19 protein-coding genes are annotated in these 20044 nt (G+C 63.1%); 4 read left to right on the plus strand and 15 right to left on the minus strand.

The features are described 5' to 3' along the window. A partial coding sequence (locus A2J01_RS15275; protein ID WP_064113031.1) for a phospho-N-acetylmuramoyl-pentapeptide-transferase occupies nt 1-813 on the minus strand: 813 nt, incomplete at its 3' end. 85 nt (nt 814-898) lie between these two features. Here A2J01_RS15275 and A2J01_RS15280 point away from each other — a divergent pair. Then, nucleotides 899-1432: a MarR family winged helix-turn-helix transcriptional regulator gene (locus A2J01_RS15280; protein ID WP_042445520.1), complete on the plus strand. Its 534-nt coding sequence runs from the start codon at nt 899-901 to the stop codon at nt 1430-1432. A 77-nt stretch (nt 1433-1509) separates the two neighbouring features. Here A2J01_RS15280 and A2J01_RS15285 read toward each other — a convergent pair whose 3' ends face one another. The 11 genes from A2J01_RS15285 to A2J01_RS15335 form a co-directional block, all read right to left on the minus strand. Beyond that, a complete protein-coding gene (locus A2J01_RS15285; RefSeq protein WP_064113032.1) occupies nt 1510-2286 on the minus strand; it encodes an enoyl-CoA hydratase in 777 nt (258 codons plus the stop codon). Further along, nucleotides 2286-3179 (minus strand): 3-hydroxyisobutyrate dehydrogenase, encoded by an 894-nt coding sequence (gene mmsB, locus A2J01_RS15290; RefSeq protein WP_003941308.1) that lies wholly within the window; start codon nt 3177-3179, stop codon nt 2286-2288. Before mmsB ends, A2J01_RS15285 begins: the two co-directional genes overlap by 1 nt. Before the next feature lie 23 nt (nt 3180-3202). Beyond that, a complete protein-coding gene (locus tag A2J01_RS15295; protein WP_064113033.1) occupies nt 3203-4261 on the minus strand; it encodes an enoyl-CoA hydratase/isomerase family protein in 1059 nt (352 codons plus the stop codon). Next, nucleotides 4258-5418: an isobutyryl-CoA dehydrogenase gene (locus A2J01_RS15300; protein WP_064075262.1), complete on the minus strand. Its 1161-nt coding sequence runs from the start codon at nt 5416-5418 to the stop codon at nt 4258-4260. Before A2J01_RS15300 ends, A2J01_RS15295 begins: the two co-directional genes overlap by 4 nt. 14 nt (nt 5419-5432) lie before the next feature. Continuing rightward, a complete protein-coding gene (locus A2J01_RS15305) occupies nt 5433-6950 on the minus strand; it encodes a CoA-acylating methylmalonate-semialdehyde dehydrogenase (protein WP_003941275.1) in 1518 nt (505 codons plus the stop codon). 129 nt (nt 6951-7079) lie between these two features. Continuing rightward, nucleotides 7080-7802, minus strand: a complete 723-nt coding sequence (locus A2J01_RS15310) for a copper homeostasis protein CutC (protein ID WP_042445509.1) — start codon at nt 7800-7802, stop codon at nt 7080-7082. A gap of 1 nt (nt 7803) precedes the next feature. Further along, entirely contained in the window at nt 7804-8583 is a 780-nt protein-coding gene (nagB, locus tag A2J01_RS15315; protein WP_007726140.1) for a glucosamine-6-phosphate deaminase, read from the minus strand. Next, on the minus strand, nt 8571-9812 hold the full coding sequence (locus tag A2J01_RS15320) for an N-acetylglucosamine-6-phosphate deacetylase (protein WP_064113034.1): 1242 nt from the start codon (nt 9810-9812) through the stop codon (nt 8571-8573). The genes nagB and A2J01_RS15320 overlap by 13 nt, the downstream gene beginning before the upstream one ends. Next, a complete protein-coding gene (gene ptsP, locus A2J01_RS15325) occupies nt 9809-11482 on the minus strand; it encodes a phosphoenolpyruvate--protein phosphotransferase (RefSeq protein WP_064113035.1) in 1674 nt (557 codons plus the stop codon). Before ptsP ends, A2J01_RS15320 begins: the two co-directional genes overlap by 4 nt. Beyond that, nucleotides 11482-11751 (minus strand): HPr family phosphocarrier protein, encoded by a 270-nt coding sequence (locus tag A2J01_RS15330; RefSeq protein WP_003941322.1) that lies wholly within the window; start codon nt 11749-11751, stop codon nt 11482-11484. The genes ptsP and A2J01_RS15330 overlap by 1 nt, the downstream gene beginning before the upstream one ends. 2 nt (nt 11752-11753) lie before the next feature. Next, a complete protein-coding gene (locus A2J01_RS15335) occupies nt 11754-13097 on the minus strand; it encodes a PTS transporter subunit EIIC (RefSeq protein ID WP_064113036.1) in 1344 nt (447 codons plus the stop codon). A 327-nt stretch (nt 13098-13424) separates the two neighbouring features. Between A2J01_RS15335 and A2J01_RS15340 the strand changes: the two genes are divergently transcribed. Beyond that, nucleotides 13425-13655, plus strand: coding sequence for a glucose PTS transporter subunit EIIB (locus tag A2J01_RS15340; RefSeq protein WP_003941324.1), 231 nt, complete (start codon nt 13425-13427; stop codon nt 13653-13655). Beyond that, nucleotides 13652-14110 carry a PTS sugar transporter subunit IIA gene (locus A2J01_RS15345; protein ID WP_064113037.1) on the plus strand — a complete coding sequence of 153 codons (459 nt, stop codon included), beginning with the start codon at nt 13652-13654 and terminating at the stop codon, nt 14108-14110. Before A2J01_RS15340 ends, A2J01_RS15345 begins: the two co-directional genes overlap by 4 nt. Before the next feature lie 54 nt (nt 14111-14164). Here A2J01_RS15345 and A2J01_RS15350 read toward each other — a convergent pair whose 3' ends face one another. The 3 genes from A2J01_RS15350 to A2J01_RS15360 form a co-directional block, all read right to left on the minus strand. Further along, complete coding sequence (locus A2J01_RS15350; RefSeq protein WP_007726130.1) at nt 14165-14914, minus strand: GntR family transcriptional regulator; 750 nt, start codon at nt 14912-14914, stop codon at nt 14165-14167. A 149-nt stretch (nt 14915-15063) separates the two neighbouring features. After that, nucleotides 15064-15837 carry an SWIM zinc finger family protein gene (locus A2J01_RS15355; RefSeq protein WP_042445325.1) on the minus strand — a complete coding sequence of 258 codons (774 nt, stop codon included), beginning with the start codon at nt 15835-15837 and terminating at the stop codon, nt 15064-15066. Continuing rightward, nucleotides 15834-18650, minus strand: coding sequence for a DEAD/DEAH box helicase (locus A2J01_RS15360; protein ID WP_064113038.1), 2817 nt, complete (start codon nt 18648-18650; stop codon nt 15834-15836). The genes A2J01_RS15355 and A2J01_RS15360 overlap by 4 nt, the downstream gene beginning before the upstream one ends. Nucleotides 18651-18713: 63 nt before the next feature. Here A2J01_RS15360 and A2J01_RS15365 point away from each other — a divergent pair, with 63 nt between their 5' ends. Further along, entirely contained in the window at nt 18714-19634 is a 921-nt protein-coding gene (locus A2J01_RS15365) for an NADP-dependent oxidoreductase (RefSeq protein ID WP_064113039.1), read from the plus strand. Nucleotides 19635-20044: the final 410 nt, after the last annotated feature.

A 20044-nucleotide genomic window follows, 5' to 3' on the forward strand; every position in this document is an offset into this window, starting at 1 on the left:
GCCGACCACCAGGCCGCCCAGCGCCAAGGAGCCGGTGTCACCCATGAAGATCTGAGCCGGGGCGGCGTTCCACCAGAGGAAGCCGAGGCACGCCCCGCCTGCGGCGGCAGCGACGATCGCGAGATCCAGGGGGTCACGAACGTCGTAGCAACCGGCGGCAGGCTCGAGGACACATGAGTTCCGGTACTGCCAACCGGCGATGACGACGTAGGTCCCCAGGATCATGCCCATCGAGCCGGCCGCGAGACCGTCGAGACCGTCGGTGAAATTGACGGCGTTGGACCAGGCGAACACCAGAATGCAGAAGAAGACCACAAAGCCGATGGCACCCATGGAGAACACCGAGATATCTCGTACATGGGACAGGTACTGGCTTCCGGGGGTGACTCCGTTGTTGTTGGAGAACTGCAGGAAGAGAATGCCGAAGATGATGGCGCTCGCGAGCTGACCGACGGTCTTCGCTGTCTTGTTGAGCCCGAGATTGCGCTTCTTACGGATCTTGATGAAGTCGTCGAGAAAGCCGACGATTCCCAGTGACGTGGCGAGCGCGAGAACCAGCCAACCGGATGCAGACAGCCGCGGTAGCCGCGAGCCGAATCCGATGATGTGTGCCGCCAGGTAGCCCGCCCACATGCCGGCGATGATCGCGATGCCGCCCATCGACGGGGTGCCACGCTTGCCCTGATGGCTCTGCGGACCCTCGATCCGAATCTCGTGCCCGAGCCCCTGCCGCGAAAGCACACGAATGAGAAACGGAGTCAGGAAGAGCGCGACGAACAACGAGACGCCACCCGCTACGAGGATTGAAATCACCCGTGGGACTCTACAGACGTAAGCGGCTGCGACACACAATCAGACAAGGCACCCGACCGCTTGCCAACATGGGATGATCGAACCTATGTCTCCCCCCGCGCCGCTCCCCCTCGACCCCATCGAAGAGGCGCATCGTCAGTGGACGGAGCACGGGTGGAGCGACGTCGCCGACGGTATGGCTGCGGTCACGTCGGTGATGCGTGCGCAGCAGATCATGATGGCGCGGGTCGAAGAGGTACTCAAGCCGCTCGGGTTGACCTTCGCTCGCTACGAACTGCTGACGCTTCTCACCTTCACCAGGTCGGGCGCACTCCCGATGGCCAAGGCGAGCGCCCGACTCCAGGTCCACCCCACCAGCGTCACCAATGCCGTCGACCGTTTGGAGAAAGCGGAGTTGGTCAGTCGGGTCCCGCATCCCAGCGATCGCCGTGCGACGCTCATCGAGATCTCTGACGCGGGTCGCGCGCTGGCCCTCGAAGCCACCGAAATGCTCAACAGCAAGGTGTTCGCTCACCCCGGACTCCAGCAGGACAAGCTCGAGCAATTGGTGACGATCCTCACTGAACTTCGCAAGACTGCGGGTGACTTCGACACCGGCGGCGCACCGACCAAGTGGTGAACCGACCACCCGTACACACAAAGAAACTGCCCTCACACTCTCGACGAGTGTGAGGGCAGTTTCAGCGCTGTTGAAATTCAGCGGTGCTTGAATTCTGCCGACCGCTTCTCCACGAACGCGGTCATGCCTTCCTTCTGATCCTCCGTCGCGAAGGTCGAGTGGAACACCCGACGCTCGAAGCGGACGCCCTCGGCGAGGGTGGTCTCGAAGGAGCGGTTGACTGCTTCCTTGGCCATCATCGCAATCGGCAGCGACATCTCGGCGATGGTGGTTGCGGTCTTCAAGGCATCGTCGAGCAGATCGGCGGCCGGAACGATCCGGGCAACCAGGCCTGCACGTTCGGCTTCTTCTGCGTCCATGTTGCGGCCGGTAAGGCACAGCTCCATGGCCTTGGCCTTGCCCACGGCGCGCGTAAGGCGCTGCGAGCCACCGATACCCGGAATGACACCGAGCTTGATCTCGGGCTGGCCGAACTTCGCGGTATCCGAAGCGATGATGAAATCGCAGAGCATCGCAAGCTCGCAGCCACCACCGAGCGCGTATCCGGAGACGGCGGCGATCAGCGGCTTACGAGCTGCTGCGACGCGATCCCACGGGGTGAAGAAATCCTCGACGTATGCGTCCATGTACGTCTTGGACTGCATTTCCTTGATGTCGGCACCGGCGGCGAAGGCGCGCTCGGAACCGGTGATCAGGATGGCTCCGATGCTGTTGTCCGCCTCGAGGTCGGCAACCGCGGCGACGACCTCGTTCATCAGCTCGGAGTTCAGCGCGTTGAGAGCCTTCGGGCGGTTGAGCGTGATGACGCCGACGCGACCCTTACGCTCGAGGTTGATGGTGTTGAAGTCGGTCACTACTGTCCTTCGGTCGAACGGTCACGGATGTCGTTGATGATGGCAGAGAAGTCCTGACCGCCACCGCCCGCGGCATGGAAGCGACTGTAGAGTTCGGCTGCCTTGAGTCCGATCTCTGCATCGACGCCGTTGTTGCGCAGCGCATTTGCTGCCAGACCCAGGTCCTTGTCCATCAGTGCAACAGCAAAGCCGGGCTGGTAGTCGTTGTTGGCCGGGCTGGTGGGCACAGGTCCCGGAACCGGGCAGTTGGTGGTCAGTGCCCAGCACTGTCCCGAGGCGTTGGACGCCACGTCGAAGAGCGCTTGGTTGCTCAGGCCGAGCTTTTCGCCCAACACGAACGCCTCGCTGATCGCGATCATCGAAATGCCGAGGATCATGTTGTTGCAGATCTTGGCTGCCTGGCCGACACCGGCGTCGCCGCAGTGAACGACCTTGCGGCCCATCACGTCCAGCAACGGTGACGCGGCTTGGAAGTCAGCCTCGGAACCGCCGACCATGAATGCCAGCGTGCCTGCGGTAGCCCCGACGACTCCACCGGAGACCGGAGCGTCGACGCTGCGGTGACCGGCCGCTTCGGCCTTGTCGTGTGCCTCGCGGGCGTCGGCGACGTCGATGGTGGAACAGTCGATGAACAGGGTGCCCGGTGTTGCCACCGGCAGCAGCTCTTCGTACAGACCCAGAACGTGCTTACCGCTCGGCAGCATCGTGATCACGACGTCGGCACCGCGAACGGCGTCGACCGCCGAATCCGCCACCGATGCACCGTCTTTGACTGCCTGCTCCAGCGCCGCAGGTGCCAGGTCGAAACCGACGACCTTGTGTCCGGCCTTGACGAGATTGGCCGCCATCGGGCCACCCATGTGACCGAGTCCGATAAATCCAATGGTGCTCATTAGTGATGCTCCTTCGGCGGTGATCAGTTGCCTTGCGGTTGAGGGGCGAGTCCGAGCTCGTTGTCGCCCAGCGGGGCGAAGTAGGCGTCGACGGATTCTGCCGTGACGTCGTCGAGAGTTGCCGGCAACCACTTCGGGTTTCGGTCCTTCTCCACGACCTGGGCGCGAATGCCCTCGACCAGATCGTGTGAGGCGAGCGCAGCGGTCGAGACCCGGAACTCCTCGTTGAGGACTTCTTCCAAGCTTGCTGCTTCCTTGGCATGCCGCAGAGATCGCAGGGTCACCGACAGTGCAATCGGGGACTTGCCGAGAATCTGCTCCGCTGCCTTCTCCGCTTCGGGGATTCCACTTGCGCGAAGACGCTCGACGATGGTGGATACGTCGTCGGCCGAGTACGCGGCGTCGATCCAGCTCTGCTGGGCCAACAGTTCCGACACCGGAGCCGGCTCCGCGTACTGCGCCACGGCGTCGGCAACCAAAGACGACGCGAGTGCGGCGATGAACGTCTCGATGTTCTCCGACGGGATGAAGTGGTCAGCGAAACCTGCTGCGATGGCATCGCCGGCGCTCAGTCGCGCCGTGGTGAGCGCGATGTGCGTCCCGAGTTCACCGGGAGCACGCGAGAGCAGGTAAGTTCCGCCCACGTCTGGAATGAAACCGATTCCGGTCTCGGGCATTCCGATCATCGAGCGCTCGGTCACGATGCGAATGTCGCCGTGTGCGGACACTCCGACGCCACCGCCCATGACGATCCCGTCCATGATCGCGACGTACGGCTTCGGGTAGTTCGCGATCTCGGAGTTGAGGATGTACTCCTCACGCCAGAAGTCGAGCGAACCGGTCTTGCCGTCCTTGGCGTCACGGTAGATCGAGACGATGTCGCCGCCGGCGCACAGACCACGCTCGCCGGCGCCCGTGAGTACGACTGCCTTGACGTCGTCGTCGGACTTCCATTCCTCGAGGGCCTTGGCCATCGCCTTGACCATCGAGTGGTTGAGGGCGTTGATCGCCTTGGGACGGTTGAGAGTGATGAGCCCCAGTCCGTCACGCTTTTCGATCAATACCTCGAGCTCGTCGCTCATGCTGCTCCCTGCTTTCCCTGACCTGATGCGACCACGCTGCGGGCGATGACCACCCTCATGATCTCGTTGCTGCCTTCGAGGATCTGATGAACCCGAAGATCGCGGACGATCTTCTCGATCCCGTACTCAGCAAGATAGCCGTACCCGCCGTGAAGCTGGAGGGCCTTGTTGGCTACGTCGAATCCGGTGTCGGTGGCAAAGCGCTTGGCCATCGCACACAACTCCACGACGTCGGACGCTCCGTCTTCGAGTGCGGCAGCGGCGCGCCACAGCAACGTCCTGGCCGCTTCGAGTTCGGTACGCATGTCGGCGAGCTGGAACTGCAGGGCCTGCGACTCGATCAGTGCCGAACCGAAAGCTTTGCGGTCCACCAGATATGCGACTGCCTTCTCCAGCGCTGCCTGGGCCCCACCAACCGAACAGGCGGCGATGTTCAGCCGGCCGCCGTTGAGACCTTTCATGGCGATGCGGAATCCGCTGCCCTCTTCACCGAGCATGTTGGCGGCAGGAACTCGCACATCTTCGAAGATCACCTGACGGGTGGGCTGCGCGTTCCAGCCCATCTTGATCTCGTTGGCACCGAAGGACAGTCCGGGCGAATCCTTGGGCACGATGAACGCCGAGATCCCCTTGGCACCGGCAGATCCGGTGCGTGCCATCACGACGTACACGTCGGAAGTGCCTGCGCCGGAGATGAACTGCTTGACGCCGTTGAGGATGTAGTCGTCGCCGTCACGAACGGCCTTGGTGCTCAAGCCCGCAGCATCGGAGCCAGCGCCGGGTTCGGTGAGGCAGTAGCTGCCCAGTTGATCCATCGAGCAGAGTCCGGGAACCCACTTGTGGCGCTGTTCGTCGTTGCCGAACTGGTCGATCATCCACGTGACCATGTTGTGGATGGAGATGTACGCGGCGATCGACGGATCGCCCTTGGCCAGCTCTTCGAAGATCCGGGCAGCGTCGACGCGACTCAGCTCACTGCCACCCACGTCTTCACGAATGTAGATACCGCCCATCCCCAGGGACGCCGCCTTACGGAGGACGTCCACCGGGAAATGCTTGGTCTGATCCCACTCCACTGCGTTGGGCGCCAGATGCTCGGCCGCGAAGTCGCGGGCAGTGTCACGAATCGCCCGCTCGTCATCGGTCAGAGTAAACATGGAAAGTGTTCCGATCAGTTCATCGTGGGGATGACGAAGTGGTTGGTCTCTTCCTTCTTGCCGGAAGGCCAGCGCTGCGTCACGGTCTTGGTCTTGGTGTAGAAGCGGAAGGAGTCGGGACCGTGCTGGTTCAGGTCACCGAATCCGGAGCGCTTCCAGCCACCGAAGGTGTGGTACGCGATCGGGACCGGGATCGGCACGTTCACGCCGACCATGCCGACGTTGACGCGAGCGGTGAAGTCACGCGCGGTGTCGCCGTCGCGGGTGAAGATGGAGACGCCGTTGCCGTACTCGTGTTCGGTCGGAAGACGCAGTGCCTCTTCGTAATCGGCAGCGCGGACCACCTGAAGGACGGGTCCGAAGATCTCTTCCTTGTAGATGCGCATGTCCGAGGTGACGTTGTCGAACAGGGTTGCGCCGGCGAAGAATCCACCTTCGTGGCCTTCGAGGGTGAAGCCGCGGCCGTCGACGACTGCCGTTGCGCCCTCGTCGATGCCGATCTGCACGTAGTTGTTGACGCGGTCGAGGGCATCCTGGCAAACGAGCGGTCCGAAATCGACGCCTTCGTCGTCACTGCGACCGATCTTGAGCTTCGCGACGCGCTCCTTCAGCTTCGCGACAAGAGCGTCCGCGGTCTCCTCGCCGACGGGAACGGCAACCGAGATGGCCATGCAACGCTCGCCGGCGCTGCCGTAGCCCGCACCGATCAGGGCGTCGGCAACCTCGTCGAGGTCCGCGTCCGGCATGACGATCGCGTGGTTCTTGGCGCCACCGAAGCACTGTGCGCGCTTGCCGTGAGCTGCAGCCGTCTCGTAGATGTACTGAGCGATCGGCGTGGAGCCGACGAAGCCGACGGCCTTGATGCGATCGTCGGTGAGCAGAACGTCGACAACTTCCTTGTCACCGTTGACGACGTTGAACACACCCGCGGGCAGTCCTGCTTCGAGGAAAAGCTCGGCCAGGCGCAGCGGCACGGAGGGGTCACGCTCGGAGGGCTTGAGGATGAAGGCGTTACCGGCGGCGAGGGCGGGGCCGGCCTTCCACAGCGGGATCATCGCGGGGAAGTTGAAGGGCGTGATGCCGGCAACGACGCCGAGCGGCTGACGCATGGAGTACACGTCGATGCCGGTGCCGGCACTCTCGGTGAATTCACCCTTGAGCAGGTGCGGAGCGCCGACGGCGAACTCGATGACCTCGAGGCCACGCTGGATGTCGCCCTTGGCGTCGGCGACGGTCTTGCCGTGCTCGGACGAGAGGAGGCGGGCCAGAGAATCCATCTCGGCCTGGGCGAGCTGCAGGAACTTCATCAGCACGCGGGCACGCTTCTGCGGGTTGAACGCTGCCCACACCTGCTGCGCCTCTTCGGCATTGGCGATGATGGCTTCGGTCTCGGCCTTGCTCGCGAGGGGGACGCGGGCCTGCACCTTGCCGGTGTTGGGATCGAACACGTCCGCAAATCGATCAGATGTTCCGGGAACACGCTTGCCACCGACGAAGTGCGTCAACTCGTGAACCGTCGCATTTTCAACCATTGTGCTAACCCGTTCCTTGCTCGTATGGACCGCCCAGGAGGCAGAAGTGAATATGTCTACCATCCTATAGTTGGATGTCCATGTATGTCTAGAGCCCAAGGGCTGTGCGCCCTTATTAACCGCGGGGGGTTAATAAAGGCGCACAGCGCGGAGCGCGGCTGCCGCTTCCTGCGCGACTACTGCATCGGTGACGTCGTATCCGTCCGATCCCCCACCAGGTCCGCCGGAAACTGCGACAACCTTGCGCGCCGAGAGATGCACCGCATCGACGCCGACGGCAGCGATTGCCGGGATGTCGTCGACGGTTATTCCGCCACCGGCCATGATCTGGATCCGGCCCGCGGCATGTTCGACCATTCGACCGATCTCGTCGAGTCCCTCATTGCAAGTGTCCGCACCCCCGGACGTCAGCACGCGGGTCACGCCCAGGTCGATCAGTTCGTCCAGCGCGGTCAGACGGTCGGTCACCACGTCCATCGCACGATGTACTGTCACCTCGACCCGCGCACGGTCCACGCATCCGATGATGCGGCGCAGCACGACGGTGTCGATCGAATAATCTTCTGTCAGCGCGCCGATCACGATGCCGGAAGCTCCACCGGCCACAGCAGCATGTACGTCGTGCTCCATCACCCACACTTCGTCGGGTGAGAACACAAAACCTCCGGCGCGCGGACGGATCAGCGGGTGAACCGCGATCCCCACTTCCGACACAGCCTCGATCACTCCGATGCTGGGCGTCAATCCCCCCGTCGGGCCGAGTGCCGCACACAACTCGACTCGAGTCGCTCCCACCGAACGCGCGATCCTCGCCCCCCGCACGTCCTGCACAGCCAGCTCCAGAACCGTCATGTCAGAAGGACTGCCACGACGGCTTGTGTTCGAGCGCATACCGGTAGTAGTCGGCAAGTTTGAGTGAACTGGCCGCAGCTTCGTCGATGACGACGGTGACATGGCGATGCAATTGCATCACCGAAGCCGGGCAGAAAGCAGACAACGGACCTTCGACGGCAGCGGCGATCGCGTCAGCCTTGCCTTCTCCGGTCGCGATCATCACCAGATGCCTTGCATCGCTGATGGTTCCGAGCCCCTGGGTGAGCACGTGATGTGGGACGTCGTCCACACCGTCGAAGAAGCGTGCGTTGTCGATCCGGGTCTGCTCGGTCAGCGTCTTCACGCGGGTTCTCGAGGTCAACGACGATCCGGGCTCGTTGAAGCCGATGTGGCCGTCGGTACCGATGCCGAGCAACTGCACGTCCACTCCCCCGGCCGCCGCGATGCTCTGGTCGTACCGGGCGATCTCCTGCTCCGGGCACGGCGCTTCACCGTTGGGACTGGACACCATCGCGGGATCCAGGTTGACGTGATCGACGAACTCCGACCGAATCACCGAGTAGTACGACTGCGGATGGCGTTTCGGCAATCCCAGGTACTCGTCGAGCAGGAATGCCCGAGCCAGCGAGAAGTCGAGTTCGGCGTCGCGATGCCTCGCTGCCAGTTCACGATAGGTTCCGATCGGCGAGGACCCCGTTGCGAGACCGAGCGTCGTCGCCCCGGCTCTGACGTAGCCTTCGACGATGTCCGCGACGGTCGAGTCGACCTCCGCGGGTGTCGGCTGAATTACGATTTCCATGATTTTTCCTCTCCGGCGGCTTTTCCGCCGAGTAGTACACGCCCCAGGCGCAATTGACGATCGGTGACCACGATGTCGGCTCGGCAGCCCACGGCCAGCGATCCGATCAGGTCGCCAAGTCCCAGCAGACGCGCTGGGCTCCGAGTTGCCGCTGCGACAGCATCTTCCAGCGCGACACCGCCGTCAAAGACAGTGCTGCGAAGCACGTCGAGCAATCTTGCAGTCCCTCCGGCGATGGCACCGTAACTGCCGTCCGTGGTCGCGAGTCTTGCCACTCCGTCGGCAACCGTGACGTCGAGCGCACCGAGTTGGTAGTCGCCGTCGTCCATTCCCGCCGCGGCCATCGAATCACTGACCAAGGCGATCTGGTCCGGTCCGACAGCGTCGAAGACCATCGACACGGTCTCGGGTGCAAGATGCACACCGTCTGCTATCAGTTCCACCACCATCTCGCCTCTCGCGGCAGCCGCCAGGCACGCCGCGACGGGACCCGGAGATCGATGGTGCAGGGGCGGCATCCCGTTGAAGAGGTGGGTCGCGCTGATCTGTCCGGCCCAATCCCCGTGCACCGCAGCATCGATGCGCGCCGACGTCGTTGCCGCGTCGGCATCGGTGTGACCGAAACTCGGCACGATGTTGCGATGACGCATGATCGCGAGCAACTCTTCGAAATTCTCGGTCTCGGGCGCCAAGGTCATGGACCGCACGGTCCCCCGCGCAGCGTCACACACGGCTTCGAGCAGATCCGGATCACCGGGAATGATCGCTGCCGGATCCTGGGCACCGCAGCGGACGCCGTTGATGAACGGCCCCTCGAGGTGGATACCCAGAAGTTCTCCGCGTTCGACCAGATCGGCGAGCATCGTTGCTTGTCGCACCAGATCTGCGCGCGGTGCGGAGACCAGGCTGGCCAGCATTCCGGTCGTGCCGTGCTCGCAATGGTGCGCCGCCGCGCGGCTCGCTCCATCGGCGTCGGTGTTCGGGAAACCAGCACCCGCGGCGCCGTGGCTGTGGACATCGATCAAGCCGGGCATGATCACCGCGTCGGTGCGTTCCGGAATGACGACGACGGGTGTGGACGCCACATAGTCCGCAGCCGAGCCGACCCAACTGATCTTTTCGCCGTCCACGACGACGACTCCGTCGTGAATCTTCCCGGCCGGAGATCCGATCACAGTTCCCCGCAATACGATCGGATCGCCGACAGTAGCCGAGCCTGATGTACTCATGCCGACTCGCGAATCCGCGCGACGGCCGCTCTACCCTCGATCGGGTTTCGCGCGCCCCGCGCCGCCGCGGCCATGTCCTTGCACACCGCCAGATCGAGAGAGGCCAGTTGCGCGCGAACTGCGCCCAATGCCGGGACCGACATCGACAGACTCGTCACGCCCAAACCGACCAGAACCGGAGCCAACAGCGGGTCAGACGCGGATTCTCCGCACACACCAACAGGTTTTCCGGCATCGGCGCCCGCCTGACCGACCATCGCGATCAGATCGAGGACCGCCGGCTGCCACGGATCGAGCAGCTGCGCCAGACCTCCGGCCATACGATCCACGGCGCAGGTGTACTGGCTCAGATCATTGGTCCCGATACTGACAAAATCGAGGTGCTCGAGGATATCCTTCGCCCGCAACGCTGCAGCTGGAACCTCGATCATTGCTCCGACCTTGCCGATCCCCCGCGAACGCGCAAGTTCTGCAAAGTCTTTCGCCTCGTCGGCCGTAGCTACCATCGGCGCCATGACCCACAGATCGGCGCCCGTCGCATTGCCTGCCGCCGCGAGGGCGTCGACCTGGCTGATGAGTGTGTCGGGATAAACCGTGCCGACACGGAGCCCGCGGATACCAAGGGCCGGATTCTCCTCGACCCCGAGATCGAGAAACGGCAACGGCTTGTCCGAACCCGAATCGAGAGTGCGGACCACCACCTTCTGTCCGGCGAAGTGCCCGAGCACCGACGCGTACGTCTGTGCTTGCTCCTCCACCGACGGTGCGTCGTGACGCCCGAGATACGAGAATTCGGTACGGAACAGTCCGACGCCCTCGCAATCCGCCGCTCCGGCCCGCGCGGCGTCCTCAAGGGTTCCGATGTTGGCCGACAACCTCACCGCGAACCCGTCACGCGTGCGTCCTGGACCCTGTGCCGAAGCCGACTGCTCTGCCACGAACGATGCTTCGAGGACTGCGCGCTCGCGCGTTTCTGCCGAGGGATCGATGGTGACCGTCCCGGTGGTGCCGTCGAGGATGAGAAGTTTCCCCTCCGCCAGCAGATCGGTTCCCGAGCAGTTGACCACGGCCGGGATTCCGAGCGACTTCGCCAAGATAGCCGTATGGCTGGTCGGACCTCCTTCGGCAGTCAACAATCCGACCACGTCACTGGTGCCCAGCGTCGCCGGATCCGCCGGAGCGAGGTCGCGCGCCACCAGTATGTACGGGTAACCGGGAGTGGGGATTCCGGGCATCGGCTCCCCTCGAAGAACGGCCACGGCTCGCTGCCCGAGATCGCGCAGATCGGTTGCCCGTTCGGCCATGTACCCGCCGAGCGCCGTGAGCTTTTCACAGAAGGCGTCGAAGGCAACTGCGACGGCGTGTGCGGTCGGCAGCCCCGATTCCAGGTTCGCCTTGGCCGCCTTCACGATGCCCGCGTCGCGCGCCATCGCAGCCGACGTCGTCAGGATCTCCGCGGAGACGCCCTCGACTGTCTTTGCACGCGAGAGCAGTTCCTCCGCGACGGCGTCCAGTGCCTCTCGGATCCTGATCAGCTCCGCCTCGGGACTGCCCGTGATCGGGTCCGCCGCCGAGGTCGGCTCAGGCGTGGAGAATCGCAACCACGGCGCGCAGACCGAACCCGCGCTCACTCCGATACCCGCGATGCGGTTGTCCACACTCGCCGTCATCAGGCTTCGTCCAGTTCGGATGCGAGAAGCTCTGCGAGCGAACCGACCGCAGCGTCGGCGCCGTCACCGTCAGCACGCAAGGTCACCGAATCCCCGAATGCTGCACCGAGAGTCATGACAGACAACATGCTGGAGGCATCGACGGGTTCGCCGTCGCCGAGCGCGATGGTGACGTCTACCGGTAGATCGGCTGCGGCGCGCGCGAAGAGCGCTGCGGGTCGTGCGTGGAGTCCGACGCGGGATCCGATTGTCGTGGTTGCGATCGCCATGTTCAGCGTCCTTCCAGTTCCTTGTCGAGCTTGTTTTCCAGTTCGGCGACGAGCGGGGCGTCGGTGCGGCTGTCACCTTCGGCAGCCAGTGCCAGTTCGGCTTCGATCAGCGCTGGGTCGGGCTCACCTGCAGCCACCTCGACCTCTTCTTCTCGTCCTGGCGTGCGCAGATTCCACTTCTTGATGACGAAGCTGAAAAGGAAGTAGTAGATCACGGCGTAGCCGAGTCCGATCGGGATCAACATCCATGCGTTGGTTGCCTTGCCGAAGTTCAACACGTAGTCGAAGAAGCCTGCGGAGAACGTGAATCCGTCGTGAATCCCCAGCGCATTGACCAAGGCCATCGACGTTCCGGTCAGGACCGAGTGGATGACGTACAGGGGCCACGCGACGAACATGAAGGAGAATTCGAGCGGCTCGGTGATACCGGTGAGGAATGCGGTCAGGCCGGTGGAAAGCATGATGCCGCCGACGAGCTTCTTCTGAGAAGGCTTGGCGTTACGCCAGATTGCGAAGGCTGCAGCGGGGAGGGCGAACATCATGATCGGGAAGAAGCCGGTCATGAACGTACCGGCGGAGGGGTCGCCGGCGAAGAACCGGTTGAGGTCACCGCGAACGATTTGACCGCTCGCGTCCTGGTAGTCGCCGATCAGGAACCACACGGCGGAGTTCAAGATGTGGTGCAGGCCCGTGGGGATCAGGAGGCGGTTCGCTGCGCCGTAAATGCCGCCGCCCACAACGGTATTGGAAGCAACTGCTTCACCGACCCAGTTGAGGCCGGAGTTGAACAAGGGGTACACGAATGCCATCAGGACACCGACCACAAGACCGGTGATCGCTGTCAGGATGGGAACGAGCCTGCGCCCGTTGAAGAACCCGAGATAATCGGGAAGCTTCGTTCGATAGAACCGCTGCCACAAGATCGCCGACAGCAAGCCCATCACGATACCGGCGAGCACACCGTAGTTGATCAGGGATTGATCCCCGTTCGGGTCCGTCTTCCCTTCGAGGACGATCGGCGACATCGCCTTGAACACGCCGTCGATCACCATGTAGCCGACGACGGCTGCCAAGGCAGTCGATCCGTCGGCCTTCTTGGCCCAGCCGATCGCGATACCGACGGCGAAGATCAGCGGCAGCCACGTGAAGACTGCTTGTCCTGCCGCAGAGATCACTGCAGCAGCACTGTGCATCGAACTGAATCGCCCGAGCAGGTCGTCCTGGCCGAGGCGGAGCAAGATTCCCGCAGCCGGCAGAACGGCGATCGGAAGCATCAAGCTTCGGCCGAGGCGTTGAACCCCGGCGAACACTTTCGATTCCTTCTTCGGGGTGTCTTCGAGAGTCATCAAGGACCTTCTTCGTTCGCCGGGCCGCGTCGCGATCGGCCGCTGGTTCTGGAAATTCGGGTGTCGTACACGTGCAGGTTTCGTGAAAATGCAGGTCACGGTTCTTGCTCGGAAGTGAGGCCGAAACCGTTTTGTCGAAACTGTTGTGGAGCCGGACTTCCAACGGGTACTGTCCGGTCATAACCAGTTGTAGTTTTACCTGGTGGAGGCGAGTTGTCAACACCCAAATGTGACATACGTAACCGGGATAGCCTTGACCAGCAACTAGTCAGCCCACCTGTACGACCGTTCAACGATCACGACCAACCCGACAATCAGGAGCAGCAAATGTCGAAAGCGGAAGCAATCATCAAGGGCCTCGGCGGCGCAGAGAACATCGTCGAGATCGAGGCTTGCATCACCCGCCTGCGTACCGAGGTCAAGGACGGAGCGAAGGTGAACGAGTCCGCTCTCAAGGCTGCCGGCGCACACGGCGTACTCAAGGCCGGAACGGTTGTCCAGGTCATCGTCGGGCCCGAGGCCGACACCCTTGCCGAGGACATCGAGGACATCCTGTGACGGTCGTCCTCGCCCCGCTCCCCGGTCGGGTCGTCGCGCTCGCTAACGTACCGGACCCGGTGTTCGCTCAGCAGATGGTCGGCTCGGGCGTCGCGATCGAACCCGCTCGAGGTCAGGGCCCGCTCACGGTCGTGGCGCCGATCAGCGGAAAGATCCTGAAACTGCACCCCCACGCGTTTGTGATCTTCGGCGAGAAGGCCACCGGCGTGCTGGTCCATATCGGCATCGACACGGTCAAGCTGGAAGGCGACGGATTCACGCTCATCGCCGCCGAGGGTGACACCGTCGATGCGGGTGATCCCATTGTCAGCTTCGATCCAGCGCACATCGACACGACCGGCTACTCGGCGATCTGCCCGGTTGTCGTAATGGATTCCAAACCGGACACCGTCGAATCCCCTTCCGTCGGTAGGGACGTCACCACTGGCGACACTCTGTTCGACTGGTCGGCGTAGCGCAAAGGGCGAGCACACCGGAAGGTGTGCTCGCCCTTTCGCTTCGAACGATGACTATTGGTCGCCGCGCGTTTTGGGCCGCGCTTGGCCCTGGACTTCCATCTGCAACTGGTAGCGGTCGGATCGGTACCAACTGCGAGTGTGCTCGACCGGTGCGATCTCGCTGAACGACACTCGATCGAAGTACAGAACCGGAGCGCCTTTACGAGTGCCCAGGAGAGTCGCGATCTCCGTACTGGCACCATCTGCACTGACTGTCTGCTCTGCCCGATCGATCGGCTTGTCGTACTTGTCGGCGGTTGCCCGATAGATCGAACCCGTCAAGTCCATGTCGAGTAAACCCGGCAACAGTTCGGGATTGAACCAGCCGTCGTCCACGCTCACCGGCTCGCCGTCGGCAAGGCGCAAGCGCTTGACGTGGTAACCGTCGGAACCCGGTCGCATATTCAGTGCGGCAGCAGTGTTTTCGGGGACCGGCCCCTGTTCGCTGACCAGGACCACCGTCGTGGGGTGATGCCCCTGGGCGCGCATTTCCTCGGTGAAGGATGCAAGGTGCAGCTTGGATTGGACAGCACGGTGCGCAACGAAGGTTCCCTTGCCACGCACGCGAACGAGGTGTCCGTCATTGACCAGTTGCCCGATTGCCTCGCGAACCGTGATCCGACTGACGCCGTAGTCCTGCATCAGGTTTCGCTCGCTGGTCATCAAGTCGCCAGGCTGGAGCTCTTGGGTGCACTTGCGCAGGAGAATGGTGCGCAACTGCTCGTGTTTGGGTATTGCGCTGTCGCGCAAATGAACGGGCATCACAGCGACTGTCCCTCCGAGAAATGAATAGTCGTCTATTCGCCGACGACAACGACCTGAAATCGCAGGCAGGTCCCGACCGGACCGGTCCAATTAACGATACTGGAATTTACGACAGGAAACTAGCACCAGTCCGGAGTTGTCCGATTTCAACCGTCCAACCGTCGGTAGATGGACCGTATTTCGTCCAAGGCGACGTTCTGCTGAGCCATGTCCAATCCCAATGCCGCAACCGCCTCGCGCAACCGCCTGATATCCAGATCGTCGATCGCCGCGCGAAAAGGCACCTTCGGTAGCGCAGGGAGGGCAGCCGCGATTCCGAACCAATTCTCGACGTCCACCGAAACAGTCAACTCGTCTTCTACTCCCCCGATCAACTGCTCCAGGTCGACCCCGCGAAGTCTCAGCAACCTGAGCGGATCGGTGTCGATTCGCTCCGCGGTCAAGAACGCCACGGCCGCAGCGTGTTTGCACGGCCAGCCGACATCGGGGCAGGTGCAGTCGAATCGGAAAGCCGACGGGCCGTCCGGTATCAGTTGGGCAGCAAGCATGTCTGGGACAGTGCCGGACACCAGCGCGGCAAGGCTTCCCGGCACTCGGCGGATCTTGGTGATGATGTCGTCGATATCCGATTGATCAAGAGTGTCGATCGACAGCGTGGAAACGAAAGGTTGAAGTTGGCTGCCCTGAACCTCGGCCGTCACCACTCCCGGTTCGATGTCGAGCGCCAAAACCTGACCCGAACGCGCATACGTTCGCCCACGCGTGACACGAGGTTTGTCGCCGATCTCTTCGACGACGCGGACAAAAGCCTTGCCCCAGAACGTTCTCCCGAACGCTGGACGAGGCTTGACCGGCGCGGGTGCTCGCCGTCGGGAGCCGGTGTACTCGCTGAAATCGGGGCCCTTGCCGCGCGGACTCATTCGCCCACCGCGTCGTCGCCGAGTCGCAACAACTCGTCCAATTGCTCGACGCTCATCTCCGTCACCCAGTTCTCACCGGTCCCGACTGCAAGTTCGGCGAGTTCACTTTTACTCGCGATCATCGTGTCGATTCGCTCTTCCAAGGTTCCGACGCACACCATCTTGCGTACCTGAACGTTCTTTCTCTGACCGATGCGGAAGACACGGTCCGTCGCCTGGTTCTCTACCGCCGGGTTCCACCATCTGTCGAGGTGAACCACATGGTTGGCCGCCGTGAGATTCAGACCCGTGCCGCCGGCCTTGAGCGAGAGCACCATGATGGGCGGGCCGCCTTCACCTTGGAATGCCTCGACCATGGCGTCGCGCCCGGCTTTCGACACTCCGCCGTGGAGAAACGGAACTTCGGTGGTGAACCGGTCGGCCAGGTACGGCACCACCAATTCGCCGAACTCACGAAACTGTGTGAACAACAGAACCTTCTCGTCGTCGCCGATGACCGACTCGACGATGTCCTCGACCAGTCCGAGCTTTCCCGAACGGTGTTGCCCGCGGCGCATCACCGGCGAACCGTCGCGCAGGAAGTGCGCGGGATGATTGCACACCTGTTTGAGTTTGGTCAGCGCAGACAGGACGGCGCCCTTGCGCTTCATCCCTTCCGTCCCCTTGATCTGCGCCATCATCTCGTCCACCACGGCGCGGTACAACGCGGCCTGCTCTTCGCTGAGATTCGCTCGAACCGTCATCTCCAACTTCTCCGGGAGATCCGCGATCACGGCGGGATCGGTCTTCACGCGCCGCAGCACAAAGGGGGACGTGACGGCTCGCAGTCGCGAGACGGCAAGCTGATCTTTTTCCCGCTCGATCGGTACGACAAACCTTTTGCGGAACATCTGCTCCGAGCCGAGTACACCGCGATTGGCAAAATCGAGGATTGACCGCAGCTCGTCCAGTCGGTTCTCCACCGGCGTTCCGGTCAGAGCAACGCGATGATCCGCGGGGATGCTGCGAGCAGCGCGGGCCTGAGATGTCTTGGCGTTCTTGATGTGTTGAGCTTCGTCGAGCACTACGCGCCGCCAGTCGAGATCCTTGAGCGCCGCGACGTCGCGGGTCATGAGCGCGTAGGTGGTGATCACCAGATCACTCTCACGAACTGCCTGTTCCAACTCCGCCCCGGTAGCGCGATCCGAACCGTGATGAACGTAGACGCGCAAGCTCGGTACAAATCGCACCGCTTCACGCTGCCAGTTTCCCACGACCGACATCGGGCACACCAACAGTGTTGCTGTCTTGGACTTCTCGTGCGCAAGTAACGCCAACAGTTGCAGCGTCTTACCCAGACCCATGTCGTCGGCCAGAACGGCGCCGAGCCCGAGGGCACTCATGTACGCCAACCAGTCGAGACCGCGTCGTTGATACGGACGCAAAGTCGCGTTGACCGTCGACGGTACCGCGACCTGCCGCGGAGCCACCGACTGGTCGAGCAGTGCCGAGGCCCATCCGGTTGCTTTCACTTCATCGACCGGCAGGTCTTTGAGGTCGTCGGCGATCAAGTCCTTGATCAGATCGACGATCGCTCGGTCCCCGCTCGAGTGCCGCTGACTGACAAAACGAGCCGCGCGGGCCAGGACGTCTTTGTCCGCCTGAACCCACTCGCCGCGCAACTGGACCAGATCGGACTTCGCATCGACGAGTCGGGTCATTTCCTCGGCGGTGAGTACCTTGTCTCCGAGCGCCAATTCCCAATCGTATTCCAGCAATTGGTCCATACCGACCGTACGATTCTCCGCAACGATCGGAGATGCTGCCGAGGTCACGCGCACACGCAGGGATGGAGACACCACGTTCCATGCGCGAGGAAGCAGCAGCGTGATCCCTCGCTCTCGCAGGACAATCGCGCCGTGTCCGACCAGGTCCATCACGACAGGTGTGGGCAGCAACAGGTCGAGGCTGTCCTCGTCACGCGGCACGTCGCGAAAACGTGGGTAAGCCTTGATTGCGTCTTCGAGCTTGCGGCTGCCGAGCTGGATACGTTTGGGATCTGCCCGGTGCAGTCGAACACGTTCGGGCGCTTCACCTTCAGGACGCAAACACACTTGCAGACGCCACAGCGCATCGTCGTCGGGATCGGAATTGTCGTCGAGTTCAGGCTCGATCAGCCGCAGAACCAAGTCCGGCTCTCCGGCGGTGAACGTCGACCCCCATTCGGCGAGTCCCTCGGCCGCTCGTACCGACACGTCGTCGAAAGCGTCCCCGGACAACACGGCCTGCCACAGCGGGGTCTGCACCACCGGATGTGAGTCCCCGAGAGCACGACGAACGATCGGGTCCGTGAGTTCGTTCGTGATGTCTTCGATCGTCGCCCTCGGCGAACCGACCGCCCGCTGCACCGGCGGCATCGCCACGACCAGTTCGCCGATCCAGGCGCGCTGGCGTTCCCCCACCGACAACTGCCAGCGTGGCCACCAACTTCCTTCAGCCCGCGTCAGTGCGGGGACCACCCGTCCGGCGCGCACCCACCGGTCTATTCCTCGCGCCACATGTACGAGAAAGTGCAGGTCTCCCGCAATTCGCTGATCGTCGGCCTTGAACCGCAGCAGGAGATCGACTGCGTCCGGCGGCGCCAACGCAACAGCTGCGTACTCACTCTGCAAAGGCCCGCCAGGTACGGGCGGCATAGCGACATTCACACGATGACGGAACTTGCGATGCAGGACAGCACTGACCGGATCACGGGGATCGTCGGTCCCGGCACCCTCGTGCCCGTCGACCCACAGTTTGAGCCCCGATCCCGGTGACCAGAGTCCATGCAGCATCCGACCATCCAATCAGGTGCCACCGACACCACTTCCCGCCTACCGGGCAATAGGCTGGCAGGCATGACAACGGCAGACGGCTTCACCGAGTACGGCGGACCCGACACACAGTCCTACTTCGACGTCACCTTGCCCCCGCCCGGTGCCGGCCAACTGCTGGTGTCGGTCCGAGCGGCGGGCGTCAACCCCGCTGACTGGAAAGTTCGCGCGGGTACTCGAAAAGATACTGTCCCGGTGACGCTGCCTGCGGTTCTGGGCCGCGAAGTGTCCGGTGTTGTCATCGGAGTAGGTCCGCGGGTCACCGAGTTCGAGGTCGGCGACGAAGTGCTCGGCGCTACCGCGACCGGCTTCGGCGGCTACGCCGCGTCGACATTGCTCAACGTCTCCTCGACAGCACACAAGCCGCCTACCGTGTCCTGGGCCGATGCCGCAGTGCTGACGGTTGCGGCAGGAACGGCCTACGACGCACTCCACGATCTCGGTCTGAAACCCGGGGCGACACTCCTGCTGCTCGGCGCCGGCGGCGGCGTTGGTCGCAGCACGATCGCGCTTGCTCTGGCGCGGAGTATCAACGTGATCGGTGTCGCGAGCGAGTCCAAGAGAACCGCGATCGAGGAAGCGGGAGCACGTTGGGTTGCGTCGGGGGACGGCTTCGCAGACGACGTGTCCGCGTTGTCCCCAGTCGGAGTGGACGCGGTTTTCGACCTGGTCGGCGGGGACACTCTCACTCGCGGCGCTGAGCTCGCCCGACCGGACGCACCGATCCTGAGCATCGCCGATCCTCTGGCGGCGAGCCGACTCGGCGGCGGTGGTGTCGAACGCCGAAGAACTACAGCAGTATTCACGGAGATCGCGGCGCTCGTGGCCGACGGGATCCTCGACCCGTCCGTGTCCGGGCGGTACCCATTCTCCCGCGCTGGGGAAGCGCTCGCTGCAGTCGAAGACGGCCATGCCGCCGGCAAAGTGGTGATCGAGTTCGGCTGATTCCTGTCGGCCCCCGATGGTTCAATCACCGTCTACGACGGACGGCGTTGAATCACCGTCTACGACGGGCGGCGTTGAATCACCGTCTACGACGGACGGGGGCACAGGTGGTTGCACGGTTATTTGCGATCCGGTCGACGCTCGCGCTCGTATGTCTCGTCGCGTCCTGCGGATGGTTCGGGGACGAGCGTCTCGAGTCGGCCCCTGGCAGCCCCACGCGATCGGAACTGGAAGAGTTGCTGTCCCGGACAGCGATTGTCGACACCCGACCACATCCGGGTGGATACCAGCGCGGCTGCGGTAACGGCGAGGCCCCGTTGACTGAACTAAATGCCGAATGGTGCAGGTCTGAAGGGGTGGGGTCGATGTGGGTCGGTAGCTTGCGGACATGAGCGAAGGGGAAAGTTCGA

The organism is Rhodococcus sp. EPR-134, assembly GCF_001647205.1.
Taxonomy (GTDB): Bacteria; Actinomycetota; Actinomycetes; order Mycobacteriales; family Mycobacteriaceae; genus Rhodococcus_F; species Rhodococcus_F qingshengii.

Excerpts from the sequence above, each read along its gene's own strand:
- A2J01_RS15280 (WP_042445520.1), top strand. The coding sequence starts at position 899 with ATGTCTCCCCCCGCGCCGCTCCCCCTCGACCCCATCGAAGAGGCGCAT.
- mmsB (WP_003941308.1), bottom strand. The coding sequence starts at position 3,179 with ATGAGCACCATTGGATTTATCGGACTCGGTCACATGGGTGGCCCGATG.
- A2J01_RS15295 (WP_064113033.1), bottom strand. The coding sequence starts at position 4,261 with ATGAGCGACGAGCTCGAGGTATTGATCGAAAAGCGTGACGGACTGGGG.
- A2J01_RS15300 (WP_064075262.1), bottom strand. The coding sequence starts at position 5,418 with ATGTTTACTCTGACCGATGACGAGCGGGCGATTCGTGACACTGCCCGC.
- A2J01_RS15305 (WP_003941275.1), bottom strand. The coding sequence starts at position 6,950 with ATGGTTGAAAATGCGACGGTTCACGAGTTGACGCACTTCGTCGGTGGC.
- A2J01_RS15310 (WP_042445509.1), bottom strand. The coding sequence starts at position 7,802 with ATGACGGTTCTGGAGCTGGCTGTGCAGGACGTGCGGGGGGCGAGGATC.
- nagB (WP_007726140.1), bottom strand. The coding sequence starts at position 8,583 with ATGGAAATCGTAATTCAGCCGACACCCGCGGAGGTCGACTCGACCGTC.
- A2J01_RS15320 (WP_064113034.1), bottom strand. The coding sequence starts at position 9,812 with ATGAGTACATCAGGCTCGGCTACTGTCGGCGATCCGATCGTATTGCGG.
- ptsP (WP_064113035.1), bottom strand. The coding sequence starts at position 11,482 with ATGACGGCGAGTGTGGACAACCGCATCGCGGGTATCGGAGTGAGCGCG.
- A2J01_RS15330 (WP_003941322.1), bottom strand. The coding sequence starts at position 11,751 with ATGGCGATCGCAACCACGACAATCGGATCCCGCGTCGGACTCCACGCA.
- A2J01_RS15335 (WP_064113036.1), bottom strand. The coding sequence starts at position 13,097 with ATGACTCTCGAAGACACCCCGAAGAAGGAATCGAAAGTGTTCGCCGGG.
- A2J01_RS15340 (WP_003941324.1), top strand. The coding sequence starts at position 13,425 with ATGTCGAAAGCGGAAGCAATCATCAAGGGCCTCGGCGGCGCAGAGAAC.
- A2J01_RS15350 (WP_007726130.1), bottom strand. The coding sequence starts at position 14,914 with ATGCCCGTTCATTTGCGCGACAGCGCAATACCCAAACACGAGCAGTTG.
- A2J01_RS15355 (WP_042445325.1), bottom strand. The coding sequence starts at position 15,837 with ATGAGTCCGCGCGGCAAGGGCCCCGATTTCAGCGAGTACACCGGCTCC.
- A2J01_RS15360 (WP_064113038.1), bottom strand. The coding sequence starts at position 18,650 with ATGCTGCATGGACTCTGGTCACCGGGATCGGGGCTCAAACTGTGGGTC.
- A2J01_RS15365 (WP_064113039.1), top strand. The coding sequence starts at position 18,714 with ATGACAACGGCAGACGGCTTCACCGAGTACGGCGGACCCGACACACAG.